A 16,719-nucleotide genomic window follows, 5' to 3' on the forward strand; every position below is an offset into this window, starting at 1 on the left:
CATGTGCGCCGTCTGTGCGCCGTCCCCCGATCAGGGCTCGAACTTGTAGCCCAGCCCGCGGACGGTGACGATGTAGCGCGGCGCGGAGGGGGTCGCCTCGATCTTGGCGCGCAGCCGCTTGATGTGGACGTCCAGCGTCTTGGTGTCGCCCACGTAGTCGGCGCCCCAGACACGGTCGATCAGCTGCATCCGGGTCAGCACCCGGCCGGCGTTGCGCAGCAGCACCTCCAGCAGCTCGAACTCCTTGAGGGGCAGCTGCACGGCGTCGCCGGACACGCTCACCACGTGCCGCTCGACGTCCATCCGCACCGGCCCGGCCTCCAGGATCGCCGGAGCCAGCTCCTCCACCTCGCCCTGGCGGCGCAGCACCGCGCGCATCCGGGCGATCAGCTCGCGGGTGGAGAACGGCTTGGTGACGTAGTCGTCGGCGCCGAGCTCCAGGCCCACCACCTTGTCGACCTCGCTGTCCTTGGCGGTGAGCATGATGACCGGAACGCTGGAGCGGGCGCGCAGCTCGCGGCAGACCTCGGTGCCCGGCAGGCCGGGCAGCATGAGGTCCAGGAGCACCAGGTCCGCACCGTTCCGCTCGAAGATGTCCAGCGCGTCGGGCCCGGTGGCCGCCACGGCGACCTCGAAGCCCTCCTTGCGCAGGTTGTACGACAGTGCGTCGCTGAACGACTCCTCGTCTTCCACGACGAGCACTCGGGTCACGGTTTCGCCTCCCGGCCGTTATCTCTGTTTTCTCGTACGGCGGCGGGCACGGGCGGGCGCACCGGATCGAGGAGGGGGAGCCTGATCGTGAACGTGGATCCCGATCCCTCCTTGCTCCAGACGGTCACCTCGCCGCCGTGTTTGGTCGTCACGTGTTTGACGATGGCCAGCCCGAGCCCGGTGCCGCCGGTCTGGCGGGACCTGGCCGGGTCGACGCGGTAGAAGCGCTCGAAGATCCGTTCCAGTTCGCTCTCGGGGATGCCGATGCCCTGGTCGGTCACGGTGATCTCGACGTGCTGGTCCTCGCAGCGCCGGGTGGCGACGACCACCCGGGTGTTCTCGGGGCTGTAGGCGACGGCGTTGTCGATGAGGTTGCGGATGGCGTTGACGAGCAGCTCGTCGTCGGCCCGCACCTTCAGGCCGTGCTGGCCGCCGCCGGTGATCTCGATGTCCTTGGCGGACGCCTTGGTCTGGGAGCGGTCGATGGCCTCGACGATCAGTTCGTCCAGGGACACCGGGTGCAGCTCGGGAAGCGGTTCGTCGCCCTGGATCCGGGACAGCGTCATCAGGTCCTGGACGAGGTTGGTGAGCCGGACGGCCTCGTTCTGCATCCGGCCGGAGAAGCGGCGTACGGCCTCGGGATCGTCGGCGGCGCCCTCCACGGTCTCGGCCAGCAGCGACAGCGCGCCGACCGGGGTCTTGAGCTCGTGGCTCACGTTGGCCACGAAGTCGCGCCGGATCGCCTCGACCCGGCGCATGTCGGTGAGGTCCTCGGCGAGCACCAGCACCAGGCCGTGCGAGCCGAGCGGCGCCACCCGCACCTGGAACCAGCGGCCGTCGGCGCGGCGGCCGCGGGACGGGCCGACCTGGATCTCGGTCTCCCGGATCTCGCCGTCGCGGCGGACCAGCCGCGCCATCGCGACCAGCTCGTCCACGACCAGCCGGTCGCCGCTGACCATGCCGAACGCGCGGGCGGCGGAACTGGAGCGCAGCACCCGGTCCTCGCCGTCCACGACGACGGCGGACGAGCGCAGCACGCTGAGCACCGACGCCACACCGGGCGGCAGCGCGTTCTGCGGCGGCGCCGGAACCTGTACCCGCTGGGCTCGCTCGCTCACGCGCACCGCCAATCCCGTCGCGAGCCCGATCGCGAGCCCGGCAAGGCCCGTCAGGGCCGCGACCAACTCGACCTCCACGCTGCGATCGTAAGCGGAGGTCAGGGCGTTCCTGCACGACGGGACGGAGGAACGTGGGCGCGTTCGCCCAAAGTTCACCTCTTTATCCGGGTCGGTTCATGGCCTTGCGGCAGGCTGTGGCGTGGGCGAGTGCGTCCGTCATGCCCGCCTGCCACATCCGTCTGCACAAGACGACGACCCCTGGGGATCCGAATTGCGTGACGCTTACCACGAGGAGCTCGACGCCCTCTCCGACGACCTTGTGGAGATGACGCGGCTGGTCAGGTCCGCGATGGCGCGAGCGGTGACCGCGCTGCTGGACGCCGACCTGCGGCTGTCCGAAGAGGTCATCAGCGCCGACGAGAACGTCAACAAGATCGACGCGCGGATCGAGCAGACCGTGTTCGACCTGATGGCGCGGCAGCAGCCGGTGGCCGGCGACCTGCGGACGCTGATCACCTCGCTGCGGATGAGCGGCGACCTGGAGCGGATGGGCGACCTCGCGGTGCACATCGCCAAGACCGCGCGGCGCCGGCACCCCGAGTCGGCGGTGCCGCCGGAGCTCCAGGCCACGGTGCTGGAGATGGGGCAGATCGCGGAACGCATGATCGCCAAGACGGGCAGCGTGATCGCGTCCCAGGACGTCGAGATGGGCCTGGAGCTGGACGCCGACGACGACGCGATGGACCGGCTGCACCGCAGGCTGTTCGACATCCTGCTGTCGCCGAAGTGGAAGCACGGCGTCGAGCCGGCGGTGGACATCACGCTGGCCGGGCGCTACTTCGAGCGCTTCGCCGACCACGCCGTGCACGTGGCCGAGGACGTGGTCTACCTGGTGACCGGGCAGCGGCCCGAGGAGATCGTCGACCTCACCTAGCCGGCCTCCCCTGGCAGCGCGGAGGCGCTGCTGTACGCTCGGTCAACGCAAACACCTGCGGGCACGGAGCGGTCTTTCGCAGGAGCCGCTCCGTGCCTCGGGCAGGCGCCGCGCCTCAGGCGGGCGCGCTACTTCTTGCGGCGGCCGCGGCCGGTCTTGGCCCCGTCCTTGCCGTCCTTGCCCTTGGCGGCAGCCGCACCGCCGCCGCCCTGGTTCTTGACGGCCTCGATGGCGGCCTTGGCGGCGGCCGGGTCGAGGTACTCGCCGCCGCGCTTGAGCGGGGCGAAGTCGTCGTCCAGCTCGTACACCAGCGGGATCCCGGTCGGGATGTTGAGCCCGACGATGTCCTCGTCGGAGACGTCGTCCAGGTGCTTGACCATGGCGCGCAGCGAGTTGCCGTGCGCGGCGACCAGCACGGTGCGGCCGGCGGCCAGGTCGGGGACGACCGAGTCGTACCAGTACGGCAGCATCCGGTCGATCACGTCGGCCAGGCACTCGGTGCGCGGGATCAGCTCGGACGGCAGGCTCGCGTAGCGCAGGTCGTTGACCTGGGACAGCGGGTCGTCGTCCTTGATCGGCGGGGGCGGGGTGTCGTACGAGCGCCGCCAGGTCATGAACTGCTCTTCGCCGTACTTCTCACGCGTCTGGGCCTTGTTCTTGCCCTGGAGCGCGCCGTAGTGGCGCTCGTTGAGCCGCCAGGAGCGGCGCACCGGGATCCACAGGAGGTCGGCCACGTCCAGCGCGATGTTGGCGGTGCGGATGGCCCGCTTCAGCAGCGAGGTGTGCACGACGTCCGGGGTGATGTCGGCGTCGAGCAGCAGGTCGCCGCCCCGCGTCGCCTCGCCCTCGCCCTTCGTGGACAGGTCGACGTCGACCCAGCCGGTGAAGAGCCCTTCGGCGTTCCACACACTTTCGCCATGCCGCAGCAGTACCAAGGTCGCCATGCCGCAGAGCTTATCGGGCGTCAGCTTTCGGAACGATTCGCCGGGTCGGCGAAGGACGCGAACGCCTGGAGGTTGGCCAGGCTCTCGCCGCGCTTGACCCGCCAGTCCCACTCGCGCTGGATGGACGACTTGAAGCCGCGCTCCAGGGCCTTGTCGAAGTTCTCGTCGGAGTAGGTGAGCACGCAGCCGAGCAGCCGGTCGATCTCCTCGGGGCTGACCGACTCCAGCGGCACCCGGCCGACCAGGTAGACGTCGCCGACCTCGTCGAGCGCGAAGCCCACCCCGTACATCCGGCCGTTGCGCTCCAGCAGGAAGCGGTAGAAGTCGGCGTGGTTCTCGTCCGGGCGGCGGCAGAAGAACGCCTCGACGTGCAGGCTGTGGTCGCCGACGATCAGCCAGGTCATGGTGGCGAGCTTGTGCCGGCCGGGGAGCTTGACGAAGAACGCGCCGGGCCGCGGCCGCTCGTACTCCAGCTCCGCGCCCTTGAGCGTCTCCTCGATCACGCTTGCCGGAGTCAAACGATCACCTCTGCGGGAATCGGGGCCAGGGTGGACTGGGCACCGGTATACACCTCCAGGAGGCGGTCCACGGTGGCGTCCCAGCCGAAGCCGGTGGCGTGTCGGACGGCGCGGCGGGCGAGCCGGTCGCGGTGGCCGGGGGCGGCGTCCAGGCGGCGCAGCACGGCGGCGTAGTCGGCGGGGTCGTGCCCGTCGATCAGGATGCCGGACTCGCCGTGCTTCACGGCCGTGCACAGCCCGCCGACGGCGGCCGCGACGACCGGGGTGCCGCACGCCTGCGACTCCACGGCCACCAGCCCGAACGACTCGCTGTGCGAGGGGACGACGGTGACGTCGGCGGCGCGGTACCAGTCGGCCAGCTCCTCCTGGGGCGCGGGCGGCTCGAACCGTACGACGTCGCTGATGCCGAGCTCGGCGGCCAGCGACTGGAGCCCCTCGGGGCGGCAGCGGGCGCTGCCGCTGGGCCCGCCGACGACGGCGACGACCAGCCGGCGGCGCAGCGCGGGGTCGTCCGCCAGCATCCGGGCGGCGGCGCGCAGCAGCACGTCGGGGGCCTTGAGCGGCTGGATGCGGCCGACGAAGAGCAGCACGTACGCGTCGCGCGGCAGGCGGAGGCGGTCGCGGGCCGTACCGGCGGCGGTCGGCGGTTCGGGGCGGAAGAGGTCGAGGTCGACGCCCGGGTAGACGGTCGCGACCCGCGCGGGGTCGGCGCCGTACAGGTCGATCAGCTCGCGGTACTCCTTGGCGGTGTTGGCGACGAGCTGGTCGGACGAGGCCACCACCTGCTCCTCACCGACGACGCGCTCGTGCGGCTCGGGCGTGTCGCCCTCCGCTAGCGCGGCGTTCTTGACCTTGGCCATGGTGTGCATGGAGTGCACCAGCGGCACGCCCCAGCGCTGCTTGGCGGCCCAGCCGGCCTGCCCGGACAGCCAGTAGTGGGTGTGGATGAGGTCGTAGTGCCCGGGGTCGTAGGACGCCTCGGCGCGCAGCACGCCCGAGGTGAAGCCGCACATGTACCGGGGCAGCGCCGTCTTCTCCAGCTCCTCGAACGGCCCGGACACGATGTTGCGGACGAGGACGCCCGGGGCGAGCTCGGTGACGGGCGGCAGCGCCCGCGAGGTGGCCCGGGTGAAGATGTCGACCTCGATGCCGCGCGCCGCCAATCGCCTGGCCACCTCGACGATGTAGACGTTCATCCCGCCCGCGTCGCCGGTTCCCGGCTGGTCCAGCGGGGACGTGTGAACGCTGATCGTCGCGACCCGGTTGATACGACGCGACACCCGACACCACCTCCGTTGGTGCAACCTATCCATTGCCGTGGGTGTTCCCCCTTTACGGGGATGTACCGGGCATTTACCTTCCCGTGCCGTGGAAGCCGGCCGTGCACCGGCCCCCGGTGATCGACGTCACCGCTGGCCGGCCGCGTGTCCTGGGAGACTTCTCCCATGCGCAAAACGGCCGTAGTGACAGGAGCCAGCAGCGGGATCGGGGCGGCGACGGCCCGGCGGCTGGCCGCCGAGGGGTTCAACGTCGTCCTGGCCGCCCGGCGGCGGGACCGGCTGGACGCCCTCGCCAAGGAGATCGCCGAGGACGTCCCGGGCGCCGGCAAGATCGTTCCGCTGACGCTGGACGTGACGGACCAGGCGTCGGTGGACGCGCTGGCGGCCGCGGTCCCCGGCTGCCACGTGCTGGTCAACAACGCCGGCGGCGCGCTCGGCCTGGAGCCGGTGGCCGCCGCGGACCCGGCCGACTGGCAGGCGATGTACGACAGCAACGTGCTGGGCCTGCTGCGGGTCACCAAGGCGCTGCTGCCCAAAATGATCGAAAGTGGCGACGGGCACATCGTCAACATCACCTCGCTGGCCGGGCACGTCCCGTACGAGGGCGGCGCCGGCTACAACGCCGCCAAGCACGCCGCGTACGCGGTGAACGAGGTCATGCGGCTGGAGCTGGTGGCCGAGCCGGTCCGGATCACCGAGATCGCGCCGGGGCTGGTGAAGACGGCGGAGTTCTCGCTGGTGCGGTTCCGCGGCGACGAGGAGAAGGCCGCCAAGCCGTACGAGGGCGTGCCGGAGCCGCTGGTGGCCGAGGACGTCGCCGACTGCGTGGCCTGGGCCGTCACCCGTCCCCCGCACGTCAACATCGACCGGATCGACGTCCAGCCGCGGGTGCAGGCCGCCCCCTACAAGCTGCACCGCACGCCGGGGTAGCCCGTACGGATCATCGCCCCGTTCCCGGGTATGCGACCTGGGAGGACACGGGGGACGGAGCACGAGATGACCCAGCGGACCTTCGTACTGCCGCTCGACGACGCGGCGGCCGAGCCGCCGGTGGTGGGCGCCAAGGGCGCGGCGCTGGCGCGCCTGGGAGCGGCCGGGCTGCCGGTCCCGGCGGGCTTCCACGTGACGGCCGAGGCGTACCGCGAGTTCGTGGAACGGGCCGGGCTGCGCGGCGCGATCCTCGCGATGGCGGCCCGGGTCGATCCCGACCTGCCGGTGACGGCGGAGGCGGCGGCGCGGCGGATCGCGGAGCTGTTCGAGCGGGCGGACCTCCCGACGGAGATCGCCGGGCCGGTGCGCTGGTCGTACGCCGGGCTGGGCGACCGCGACCATCCGGTGGCGGTGCGGCCCTCGCCGGTGGCCGGGGAGCCGCCGGGGACGGCCGGCCCGCCGTTCGCGGGGCGGCACGACGCGGTGCTGGGCGTGCGCGGGGAGGCGGCGCTGCTGGCGGCCGTACGGCGCTGCTGGGCGTCGCTGTGGAGCGCGCGGGCGATCGAGTACCGGGCCCGCAACGGCGTCGACCAGGGCGAGGCGGCGCTGGGCGTGGTCGTGCAGACGATGGTGCCCGCCGACGCGGCCGGGACGATGTCGACGGCCGCGCCGGTCAGCGGCGGCAGGGGCCGGATCCTTGTGAACGCGACATGGGGGCTGAGCGAGCCGGTCGCGGCGGGCCGGGTCACGCCGGACTCGATGGTCGTGGAGAAGGGCACCGGCCGGGTGGTGGGACGGCGGGTGGCCGACAAGCCGGTCATGGCGGTCGCCTCCGACGATCCCCGCGACCACGGCGTCCGCGAGCGGGACGTGCCGCGGCGGTGGCGCGAGGTGCCCGTGCTGGACGACGGGCAGGCCGCGGAGCTGGGCCGGATGGGCGAGCGGATCGAGGCCCTGTGCGGCATGCCGATGGACGTCGAGTGGGCGCTGCACGAGGGGCACCCGTACGTCCTCCAGGCGTGCCCCGCCGAGGAGAGCGCCGCCGGTGACCTCTCCGAGGCCGTGGGCGGCGGCACGGAGGTCTGGAACGACACCCTCGACGTCGACCACCTGTGGACGCGGGGCGGCCCGGGCGAGGCCGTCCCGGACGTGATGACGCCGTGCACCTGGTCGCTGGTCCGGCTGTTCGCGCGCGCGTCGCGGGCGGCGTCGGCGCTGCCGGGGCACCGCGCGTACGGCAACATCGGCGGCCTCCTCTACACCGATCTCAGCCGGATCGCGGCCCTGGGGGCGGGCGACGAGGCGATCGAGGAGGAGTACGGGCGGCTTCCGGCGGGCGTCCGGATCCCGCGGGCCTCGCTCGGCGCGGCCGGGACCGTCCGGAAGCTGCTGCCGGAGCCGGCGCGGGCGTCCCGCCTGGCCCGCGGCGGCCGGGCCCGGCTGCCGGACTTCCTCGCGGCGGCGCCGGCCCGCTGCGAGGCGCTGCGCGCGCGGATCGGGGACGAGACGGACGCGGCCGGGCTGCTCCGCCTGTGGGGCCACGACCTGCTGCCGTTCTTCCTGGACGCCTGCCATCTGCTGGAGGCGGCCGGGCGGGAGGGCGCGACGTCGTCCGCCGCGCTCCGCGCCGACCTGGAACGGCTCGCGGGCGGTCCCGACGCGAACGCGATGATGACCGGGCTGAGCAGGCCGGGCGCGCCCGCACTGGCGGTGCTCGGGCCGGTGCTGGGGCTGTCGCGGGTGGCCCGCGGCGAGCTGTCCATGGACGGCTACCTGCGCCGGTGGGGGCATCGCGGGCCGCACGAGTTCGAGATCGCGGTGCCGCGCCCGGCCGAGGACCCGGGCTGGATCGAGGAGCAGCTGCCCGCGCCGGGCTCGGGCTGGGACGCGGTCGAGCTGATGGCGGCGCAGCGCGAGGTGAGCCGCGCGGCCTGGAAGCGGTTCCGCCGCTACCACCCGCACCGGATGGCGTGGGCGCGGCGGCGGATCGGCCGGTGGGCGCAGGCGGTGCACGACCAGGAGTCGGCGCGCTCGGAGGTCATGCGGATCTTCTGGGCGCTGCGCGCGTTCGTGGTGCGGGCCGGGGAGCTGACCGGGCACGGCGACGACCTCTACCACTTGACGATCGACGAGATCCTCGCGCTGCTGGACGGCGACGCCCGGCCGCTGGAGAACGTGCCGGCGCGGCGCCGCACGTACGAGCGCTACCGGGCGCTGGCGCCGTACCCGGCGGTGATCCGCGGCCGGTTCGACCCGGTGACGTGGGCCGGGGGCCGCGGCCGCCGGATGGACTACCACGACGCCGAGGAGCCGCTGGCCGGGCTGACCGAGGAGCCGCTGCACGGCACCGGCGCGACCGCCGGGATCGTGGAGGGGACGGTACGGGTCGTCGAGCGGCCCGAGCAGGCATGGACGCTGGCCGCCGGCGAGATCCTGGTGGCGCCCGCGGCGGGCGTCGGCTGGACGCCGCTGTTCCCGCGCGCCGCCGCGCTGGTCACCGACATCGGCGCGCCGCTGTCGCCGGGCGTGGTCGCCGCCCGCGAGCTGGGCCTCCCGGCGGTCGTGGGCTGCGGGAACGCCACCACCCGGCTGCGCACCGGGGACCGGATCCGGGTGGACGGCGGGCGCGGCGAGGTGGAGCTGCTCAGCCCGGCGGAGGAGGGCTCGCGGGAGCCACTGCTGACCACGGAAGGGTGACCTCGCCGAGCCGCCAGCGGTGCCGCCCCCCGTACGGCGGCCGCGCGATCACCGGGTGGGTGCGGGACAGCAGCGCGACCGCCTCGATCCAGCGCGCCCGCGGCCCGAACACCGACTGCGGGGCCGCGGTCGCCCAGCAGCGGTCGAAGTCGGCGAGCAGCGCGTGCACGCGCTCGCCGGGGACGTTGCGGTGGATGAGCGTCTTCGGCAGCCGTTCGGCCAGGTCGGAGGGCCTGCCGAGGGACGCGAGCCGGGCCGCGAACGTGATCGTCCGCGGGGCGCCGTCGCGCAGCGCCACCCAGACGGCGCGGCGGCCGATCTCGTCGCAGGTGCCCTCGACCAGGACGCCACCGGGGGCGAGCCGCCCGCACAGGCCGTCCCAGGCCCGCCAGGCGGCGGCCTCGTCGTACTGGCGCAGCACGTTGAACGCCCGCACCAGCACCGGCGGCCGGTCGACCGGCAGCTCGAAGCCGCCGCGCCGGAACGACAGCCCCTCGTGCCCGGCCATGATCGCCTGCCCGGCGGCGACGCGGTCCGGCTCGATCTCGATCCCGACGACCTCCAGGCGCGGCGCGACCGCGCGGAGCCGGGTGTAGAGCTCGACCGTCGTCACCGGCGACGCCCCGTACCCGAGGTCGACCGCCAGCGGCCGTGCCCGCGAACGCAGCGGCCCCGCCTGCGTCGCGGCGATCCAGCGGTCGACCCTCCGGAGCCGGTTGGGGGCGGTGGTGCCCCGGGTCACCTCTCCCTGGGGCTTCTGCGTACGGACCACCCCGCGATTCTCCCGTGGTTGCCGCTTCCGGTCACCGTCGAGGGGCGGACACCTGTTGCTAACCGGCTGATCGTCCTTCACCGTCAGGGTTGCGCCGGACATGATCCCCGCCCCTCCCGCCTCTCCCCCCGGAGGTCCCCGTGCCGCAGGTGTCCCGCCGCTCGTTCCTCGGCCTGTCGTTCGCCGCCGCCGCGACATGGTCGGTCGGCGAGGCGGTGCCGGCCTCGGCCGGGGCGCCGCGCGAGGTGGCCCGGCTGTTCGAGCTGCGCGGCGCGCGCCGGGCGGCCGAGGTGTTCCCGCAGAGCGTCGCGTCCGGCGACCCGTCCCCCGACGGCGCCGTGCTGTGGACGCGGGTCGCGCCGGACGCGGCGGGCGCGGCCGGCGGGCGCGTCGCGTACGAGATCGCGGCCGACGGGTCGTTCGGGACCCCGCTGGTGCGCGGCGTGACGACCGCCGCGGCCGGGCGCGACCACACGGTGAAGGTGCGGATCGCGGCGCGGGCGCTGAAGCCGTGGACGATGTACCACTACCGCTTCATCGTCGGCGGCACGGCCAGCCGTACCGGCCGCTTCCGCACGCTGCCCGCCCCGGGCACCGCGCTGCCCGGGCTGCGGTTCGCCTACATCTCCTGCCAGGACTACACCAACGGCCACTACACGGCCCTGCGGCACCTCGCGGAAGAGGACCTCGACTTCGTCGTCCACCTCGGCGACTACATCTACGAGACGACGCACGACTCCAGCTTCCAGGGCGCGCAGGTCCGCGAGATCGCGCTGCCGGGCGGCGCGACCCGCGCCGAGACGCTGGAGCAGTACCGGGCGCTCTACAAGACGTACCGGACCGATCCGGACCTCCAGCGGCTGCACGAGCGGTTCGCGATGATCCAGATCTGGGACGACCACGAGTTCGCGAACGACTCGTACGGCGCGTACGACACCGACTCCGAGGACGAGGCCGCCAACCACGCGCCCGACCGCAAGCTGGCCTCGGTGCGCGCCTGGTCGGAGTACTCGACGGCGGGCGCCCGGTTCGATCCGTCCGGCGGCCCGACCGGCGCCCTCACCATCTACCGGACGCTGAACTTCGGCGGCCTGATGGACCTGGTGCTGACCGACGAGCGCACGTACCGCAGCCGGCCTCCGTGCGGCCTCGGCCTGCTCGACAAGTACGCCACGGGCGGCTGCCCGGAGCGGCTGAGCCCGGCCCGGACGATGCTGGGCGCGCGGCAGCGCGACTGGTTCACCGACCAGATCACCTCCTCCACCGCCACCTGGAAGGTGTGGGGCAACGAGGTGATGCTGATGCAGTTCAAGCTGCTGGACATCTACCTCGGGAGCCTGTTCCCGCAGATGGACGCCGCCCGGAAGCGGGCCGCCTCGGACGGGCGCCTCTCCGTCTTCATGAACCTGGACCAGTGGGACGGCTTCCCGGCCGAGCGGACCCGGCTGCTGACCGCGTTCCGGGACGTCGCCAACCTCGTCACGATCACCGGCGACCTGCACTCGTTCGGCGCCGGCTACCTGCGGCCCGACTTCGACGACCCGTCCCAGGACCCGGTAGGAGTGGCGCTGCTGGGCGGCTCGGTGACCTCGTCCAACTTCGTCGAGATGGCGACGCTCGGGCAGGGCGGGCTGATCGTCCCGCCGGAGACGGAGCTGACGTGGGCGCTGCGCGGCAGCAACCCGCACCTCGCCTACTTCAACTCGGCGGCGCACGGCTACGTGGTCATGGACGTCGCACCGGCCGGGATCACGGCGACGATGAAGGCGGTCCGGTCGATCCGCACGCCCGAGACGCCGGAGCTCCTCACGCTGCGCACGTTCCGGCTCGGCGAGGGCCGCCCGAGCCTGTCCACGGTCGACCGCGGGACGCGGCGACTGCACAACGCCGGGCGTTGAATTCTTCACTGTCCTTCCGCCCCGCCCTGTGAAAAGGTTCGATTTTGATCAAGGGTGCGGCGCGGGCGCGGGAGGGCGTGCGGGGTGTCCACTGAGGAACTGAAGCCGCTCCGGGCGGGGGATCCCGCGAGGATCGGCGCGTACCGGCTGCTGGCGCGGCTCGGCGCCGGCGGGATGGGCCGGGTCTACCTCGGCCGCTCGAAGGGCGGCCGGCCGGTCGCCGTCAAGGTCATCCACCCGCATCTCGCCGAGGACCCGCGGTTCGCGGGGCGGTTCGAGAAGGAGGTCGCGGCGGCGCGCCGCGTCGGCGGCTTCCACACCGCCCAGGTCGTGGACGCCGACACCGCCGCCGACCCGCCGTGGCTGGTGACCGAGTACATCGCCGGGCCATCGCTCCAGCAGGCCGTCGACGCCCACGGCGCGCTGCCCGAGCGGTCGGTCGCCGCGCTCGGCGCGGGCCTGGCCGAGGGACTCGCGGCGATCCACGGGAGCGGCGTCGTCCACCGCGACCTCAAGCCCGGCAACGTGCTGCTCGCCGGGGACGGGCCGCGCATCATCGACTTCGGCATCGCCCGCGCGCTGGACGGCACCTCGCAGACCACCCGGACCAGCGTGGCCGGAACGCCCGGGTTCATGTCCCCCGAGCAGTTCCGGGGCCGCGAGGTCGGCCCGGCCGCCGACGTGTTCTGCCTGGCCTCCGTGCTGGCCTACGCCGTCACCGGCCGCGGCCCGTTCGGCGAGGGGCCGATCGAGGCGCTCGGCTACCGCGTCGTCAACGAGGAACCGGACCTGACCGGCGTACCGGCGTCGCTGCATCCACTGATCGCGGCGGGCCTGTCGAAGGACCCGGGCGAGCGGCCCGGCCTGGACGAGTTCCTCGACCGCTGCTCCGCGCTCGCCGAGGGCGGCGGCGGGGGCGAGGGGCCGCCGCTGCCGCCGGACGTGGACACGATGATCGCCACCCGGGTGCTGGAGACGGAGGCGTACACCGCCGCGGCGAAGGCCACCCGGGAGAAGCCTCCGAAACCCAAGCCGTCCAAGCCGAAGTCGTCCTCCAAGCCGAAGTCCTCCGGTTCGCAGGGCGCGGCGAGACCGAAGCCGAAGGCGAAGAAGGCGCCGCCGCCCCCGCCGCCGCCGCCCAAGGCTCCGGCTCCCAAGCCGCCCGCCGCCAAGCCGTCGCAGTCCGACACGAACGCCGGCGTGGCCGTCGTGGTGGGCGTCCTGCTGCTCATCGCCGGCGTCTGGTTCGTCAACGAGCGGGAGAAGGCGAACTCGTCCGGGTCCGGCTCGCCCCGGACGACCTCGTCCCGGACGTCCGGGATCGGCGACCGGGACGGTGCCGGTGACTCGGGCGGCGGCCTCACGCGGCGCACGCCGACGCCCGACCCCACGCGCGAGGCGTTCGAGGACATCTCGGCGGGCGACTGCCTGGACGCGTACAAGGACCCCTACGACGCCACCGAGTGGAGCAGGAGCATGCCGAACGCGGTCGACTGCGACCGGTCGGACGCGTACCTGCGGGTCACGCGGGTGGGGGACGAGATGGGCGACTGCGATCCCGAGCCGCTGGACGCGGAGTCGCGGTGGAGCCACATCCGCGGTGAACGGATCTACCTGTGCGTGGAGCGGCGGCTGCGCGTCGGCGAGTGCTTCCTGGCCATGAAGAGCGAGAACGAGGGGCGGATCTCGGTCAACAACCACGGCCTGATGACCTCGTGGGGGTGCGGCAAGAGCACCGTGCCGAAGAAGTTCGACTACATCATGCGGGTCACCGCGATCACTGGCGGCGACTGCCCGTCCGGGTCCCGTACGTGGGACTTCCGCGGCGGCAACCTGTGCGCGCGGGTGGCCTGACCGCGACCCCACTGAACCGGATTCGGTCAGCGTTCGGTTACCTTGATCCCCAGGTGCCCCACACCCGGAGGAGAGCATGCCCCAGCTCGACCTGGCGACCCTGCACGAGGCCGTCGCGGCGGCCGTCCCGGACCGCGAGTGCCTCATCTGGCGCGACCGCAGGCTCACCTGGCGCGACGTCACCGACCGCACCCGCCGGCTGGCCCGCGTCCTGCACGAGCACGGCCTGGGCGTCCGGGACGCGGCGGCCGAGCCGTGGGAGTCCCCGCACGACCATCTGGCGCTCTACCTGCACAACTGCCCTGAATACCTGGAGGGGCTGCTGGGCGCGCACAAGGCGCGGGTGGCGCCGTTCAACGTCAACTACCGGTACGTGGACGACGAGCTGGCGCAGATCTTCGGGGACGCCCGACCGCGCGCGATCCTCTTCCACGCGACGTTCGCCGGGACGATCGGGCGCGTCGCCGAACGGCTCGACCCGGCGCCGCTGCTCATCCAGGTCGCCGACGACTCCGGCAACGACCTGCTGCCCGGCGCGCTCGACTACGAGAAGGCGCTGGCCGCCGCCTCCCCCGAACCGCTGGACGGCGTCGTCCCCGACGCGGGCGACCTGCACATCCTCTACACCGGCGGCACGACCGGCCTGCCCAAGGGCGTGCTGTGGCGGATCGGCGACCTGATGCTCGGCCCGCTCGGCCTCCGCGACCGCGAGCACCGGCCGATCACCGATCTGGAGACGGCGGTCGCGCGGGCCGTGCGGTCGGACGCGCGGGTGCTGGTCGGCCCGCCGATGATGCACGGCGCGGGCACCTGGTCGGCGCTCGGCGGCTGGCTCGGCGGCGCCTGCGTGATCCTCCCGGCCCGCGGCGACGGGCTGGACGCCGACGACCTGCTGGCCACCGCCGCCCGCGAGCGCGCCACCCGGATGCCGCTGGTCGGGGACGCGTTCGCCCGCCCGCTCGCGGACGCCGTCGAGCGCGGCGCGTACGACCTGTCCGCGATGCGCTCGATGGTCAACTCGGCCGCGGCCATCGACCCCGGCGTCGCCGCCCGGCTGCTCGCCGGGATGCCGAACGCGCGCGGCATCGTGGACGTCCTCGGCTCCTCCGAGTCGGGGTTCTCGGTCACCCGGCGCGGGAACGACACCGGCCCGTTCGTGCCGCAGCCCGACTCGGCCGTCCTCAGCGCGGACCGCACCCGCCGGCTGGAGCCCGGCGAGGACGAGATGGGCTGGCTGGCCAAGGGCGGCTCCATCCCGCTCGGCTACCTGAACGACCGCGAGCGGACGACCGCCACGTTCATCACCCTGGACGGCGTGCGGATGGTCGTCCCCGGCGACCGCGCGAAGCTGCTCGCGGACGGCACCGTCGAGGTGCACGGCCGCGAGTCGACCACCATCAACACCGGCGGCGAGAAGGTGTTCGCCGAGGAGGTCGAGGCCGTCCTGCGGGCCGTCCCCGGGGTGACGGACGCGCTGGTCCTCGGCCGCCCCAGCGAGCGCTGGGGCACCGAGATCGTGGCGGTGCTGGGCCCGGCCGCGGCGCCCTCCGACGAGGATCTGCGCGCCGCGTGCGCGGAGCGGCTGGCCCGCTACAAGATCCCCAAGGCGTTCGTGCGCACGGACGGCTCGCTGCGGCTGCCCAACGGCAAGGCCGACTACGCCGCCGCCCGCGCGCTGGTCACGGCCGCCTGACACGGGAGATAGTGACCGGATGCCGGACGCCATCAAGCCGCCCACCCTCGCCGCCCTGCTCGCCGACCTGGCCGCCGAGGGCGACGCGCTCGACGCCCTGGTCGCGCCGCTCGCCGACTGGACCGTGCCGACGCCCGCCGAGGGCTGGACGGTCGCGCACCAGATCGCCCACCTCGCCTGGACCGACCGGCAGGCCGTCGTGGCCGCCACCGACCCCGGCGCGTTCGCCCGAGTCCTCGCCCTCGCCCTGGAGAAGGGCGACCGCCTGGTCGACGAGGGCGCGGCCGAGGGCGCCAGGGAGGCGCCCGCCGGCCTGCTGGAACGCTGGCGTACGAGCCGCCGCGAGATGGTGGAGGCGCTCGCGGCGGTCCCCGCGGGCACCCGCCTCCCGTGGTTCGGCCCGCCGATGAGCGCCGCGTCGATGGCGACCGCCCGCCTGATGGAGACGTGGGCCCACGGCCAGGACGTCGCCGACGCGCTCGGCGCCGCGCGGGAGCCGACCGCGCGGCTCCGCCATGTCGCGCACATCGGCGTGCGGGCCCGCGACTTCGCGTACCGCAACCGCGGCCTGGAGCCGCCCGCGGCCCAGTTCCGGGTGGCGCTCACCGGCCCGTCCGGCGAGGAGTGGACGTGGGGGCCCGAGGACGCGGACCAGACGGTCACCGGGCCCGCGCTGGACTTCTGCCTCCTGGCCACCCAGCGCCGCCACCGCGCCGACCTGGCCGTCGTCGCGGACGGCCCGGACGCCGACCGCTGGCTGGACGTCGCCCAGGCGTTCGCCGGTCCCTCCGGCCCCGGCCGCGCCCCCGCCGGGTGACGGCGGCGAGAGGTTGACCACTGTTTGCCGGGGCGGGCGTTCGAACCGGATGATCCCGGACATGCCAGGGGCATGACCTACCTCATCGCGTTCGACGGGTCCGACGACGCCCGGGCCGCCATCGCCTACACCGGCGCGCGGCTGCGGCCCGAGCCCACCGTCGTCCTCACGGTCTGGGAGCCGCTCCTCAGCCAGCTGGCCTGGGCGCCGCTCGCCGCCGGCGGACCCGTCCCCGTCCAGCAGCACGACGAGCAGTGGGAGGAGGAGCGGCAGGCCGAGCGCGTCGCCCAGGAGGGCGCCGAACTCGCGGCCGCCGCCGGCCTGCCCGGCGCGCGCCCCGTCGCCGGCCGCGGCACCGGGCCCGTCTGGTCCACGATCGTGGACCATGCCGCCGAGCTGGACGCGGCCCTGATCGTCGTCGGCTCGCGCGGGCTGTCCCGGGTGAAGTCGGTGCTGCTCGGCAGCGTGTCCGACCGCGTCCTGCACCACGCGGGGCGGCCCACGCTGATCGTCCCGCCGGCGGACCGGACGGGTTAGCGGACCGGCCGAGCAG

The 16,719-nt window shown here is 73.9% G+C and carries 14 protein-coding genes; 8 read left to right on the forward strand and 6 right to left on the reverse strand.

Going from position 1 to position 16,719, the window contains the following annotated elements; translation table 11 throughout:
• Positions 1–30 precede the first annotated feature (30 nt).
• A complete protein-coding gene (locus tag ACA361_RS25120; RefSeq protein ID WP_375015637.1) occupies positions 31–711 on the reverse strand; it encodes a winged helix-turn-helix domain-containing protein in 681 nt (226 codons plus the stop codon).
• On the reverse strand, positions 708–1,907 hold the full coding sequence (locus ACA361_RS25125) for a sensor histidine kinase (RefSeq protein ID WP_375015639.1): 1,200 nt from the start codon (positions 1,905–1,907) through the stop codon (positions 708–710). The genes ACA361_RS25120 and ACA361_RS25125 overlap by 4 nt, the downstream gene beginning before the upstream one ends.
• Positions 1,908–2,100: 193 nt before the next feature.
• Here ACA361_RS25125 and phoU point away from each other — a divergent pair, with 193 nt between their 5' ends.
• Positions 2,101–2,763, forward strand: coding sequence for a phosphate signaling complex protein PhoU (phoU, locus tag ACA361_RS25130; RefSeq protein ID WP_375015640.1), 663 nt, complete (start codon positions 2,101–2,103; stop codon positions 2,761–2,763).
• 128 nt (positions 2,764–2,891) lie between these two features.
• Here phoU and ACA361_RS25135 read toward each other — a convergent pair whose 3' ends face one another.
• The 3 genes from ACA361_RS25135 to mshA are packed head-to-tail and all read right to left on the reverse strand — an operon-like array spanning position 2,892 to position 5,505.
• On the reverse strand, positions 2,892–3,707 hold the full coding sequence (locus ACA361_RS25135) for a phosphoglyceromutase (protein WP_375015642.1): 816 nt from the start codon (positions 3,705–3,707) through the stop codon (positions 2,892–2,894).
• A gap of 20 nt (positions 3,708–3,727) precedes the next feature.
• Complete coding sequence (locus tag ACA361_RS25140) at positions 3,728–4,225, reverse strand: YbjN domain-containing protein (RefSeq protein ID WP_375015644.1); 498 nt, start codon at positions 4,223–4,225, stop codon at positions 3,728–3,730.
• The gene (mshA, locus tag ACA361_RS25145; RefSeq protein ID WP_375015645.1) at positions 4,222–5,505 is read right to left on the reverse strand and encodes a D-inositol-3-phosphate glycosyltransferase; all 1,284 of its coding nucleotides are present in this window, start codon (positions 5,503–5,505) and stop codon (positions 4,222–4,224) included. Before mshA ends, ACA361_RS25140 begins: the two co-directional genes overlap by 4 nt.
• Positions 5,506–5,670: 165 nt before the next feature.
• Here mshA and ACA361_RS25150 point away from each other — a divergent pair, with 165 nt between their 5' ends.
• Positions 5,671–6,435 carry an SDR family NAD(P)-dependent oxidoreductase gene (locus tag ACA361_RS25150; protein WP_375015647.1) on the forward strand — a complete coding sequence of 255 codons (765 nt, stop codon included), beginning with the start codon at positions 5,671–5,673 and terminating at the stop codon, positions 6,433–6,435.
• A 66-nt stretch (positions 6,436–6,501) separates the two neighbouring features.
• The gene (locus ACA361_RS25155; protein WP_375015649.1) at positions 6,502–9,132 is read left to right on the forward strand and encodes a PEP/pyruvate-binding domain-containing protein; all 2,631 of its coding nucleotides are present in this window, start codon (positions 6,502–6,504) and stop codon (positions 9,130–9,132) included.
• Here the strand turns inward: ACA361_RS25155 and ACA361_RS25160 are convergent.
• The gene (locus ACA361_RS25160) at positions 9,080–9,904 is read right to left on the reverse strand and encodes a class I SAM-dependent methyltransferase (protein ID WP_375015650.1); all 825 of its coding nucleotides are present in this window, start codon (positions 9,902–9,904) and stop codon (positions 9,080–9,082) included. The two genes, ACA361_RS25155 and ACA361_RS25160, sit on opposite strands and share 53 nt — an antisense overlap.
• A gap of 140 nt (positions 9,905–10,044) precedes the next feature.
• On the opposite strand from ACA361_RS25160, the gene ACA361_RS25165 reads away from it, so the two are divergent.
• The 5 genes from ACA361_RS25165 (at position 10,045) to ACA361_RS25185 (ending at position 16,703) form a co-directional block, all read left to right on the forward strand.
• Positions 10,045–11,802, forward strand: coding sequence for an alkaline phosphatase D family protein (locus ACA361_RS25165; RefSeq protein WP_375015652.1), 1,758 nt, complete (start codon positions 10,045–10,047; stop codon positions 11,800–11,802).
• An 84-nt stretch (positions 11,803–11,886) separates the two neighbouring features.
• Complete coding sequence (locus tag ACA361_RS25170; protein WP_375015654.1) at positions 11,887–13,656, forward strand: serine/threonine-protein kinase; 1,770 nt, start codon at positions 11,887–11,889, stop codon at positions 13,654–13,656.
• Between the two features lie 76 nt (positions 13,657–13,732).
• Positions 13,733–15,349, forward strand: coding sequence for an AMP-binding protein (locus ACA361_RS25175; protein WP_375015655.1), 1,617 nt, complete (start codon positions 13,733–13,735; stop codon positions 15,347–15,349).
• 19 nt (positions 15,350–15,368) lie between these two features.
• On the forward strand, positions 15,369–16,166 hold the full coding sequence (locus ACA361_RS25180) for a TIGR03084 family metal-binding protein (RefSeq protein WP_375015657.1): 798 nt from the start codon (positions 15,369–15,371) through the stop codon (positions 16,164–16,166).
• A 72-nt stretch (positions 16,167–16,238) separates the two neighbouring features.
• The gene (locus ACA361_RS25185) at positions 16,239–16,703 is read left to right on the forward strand and encodes a universal stress protein (RefSeq protein ID WP_375015659.1); all 465 of its coding nucleotides are present in this window, start codon (positions 16,239–16,241) and stop codon (positions 16,701–16,703) included.
• Positions 16,704–16,719 lie beyond the last annotated feature (16 nt).

The sequence above is a fragment of the Actinomadura sp. 21ATH genome (assembly GCF_041951345.1).
GTDB lineage: Bacteria > Actinomycetota > Actinomycetes > Streptosporangiales > Streptosporangiaceae > Spirillospora.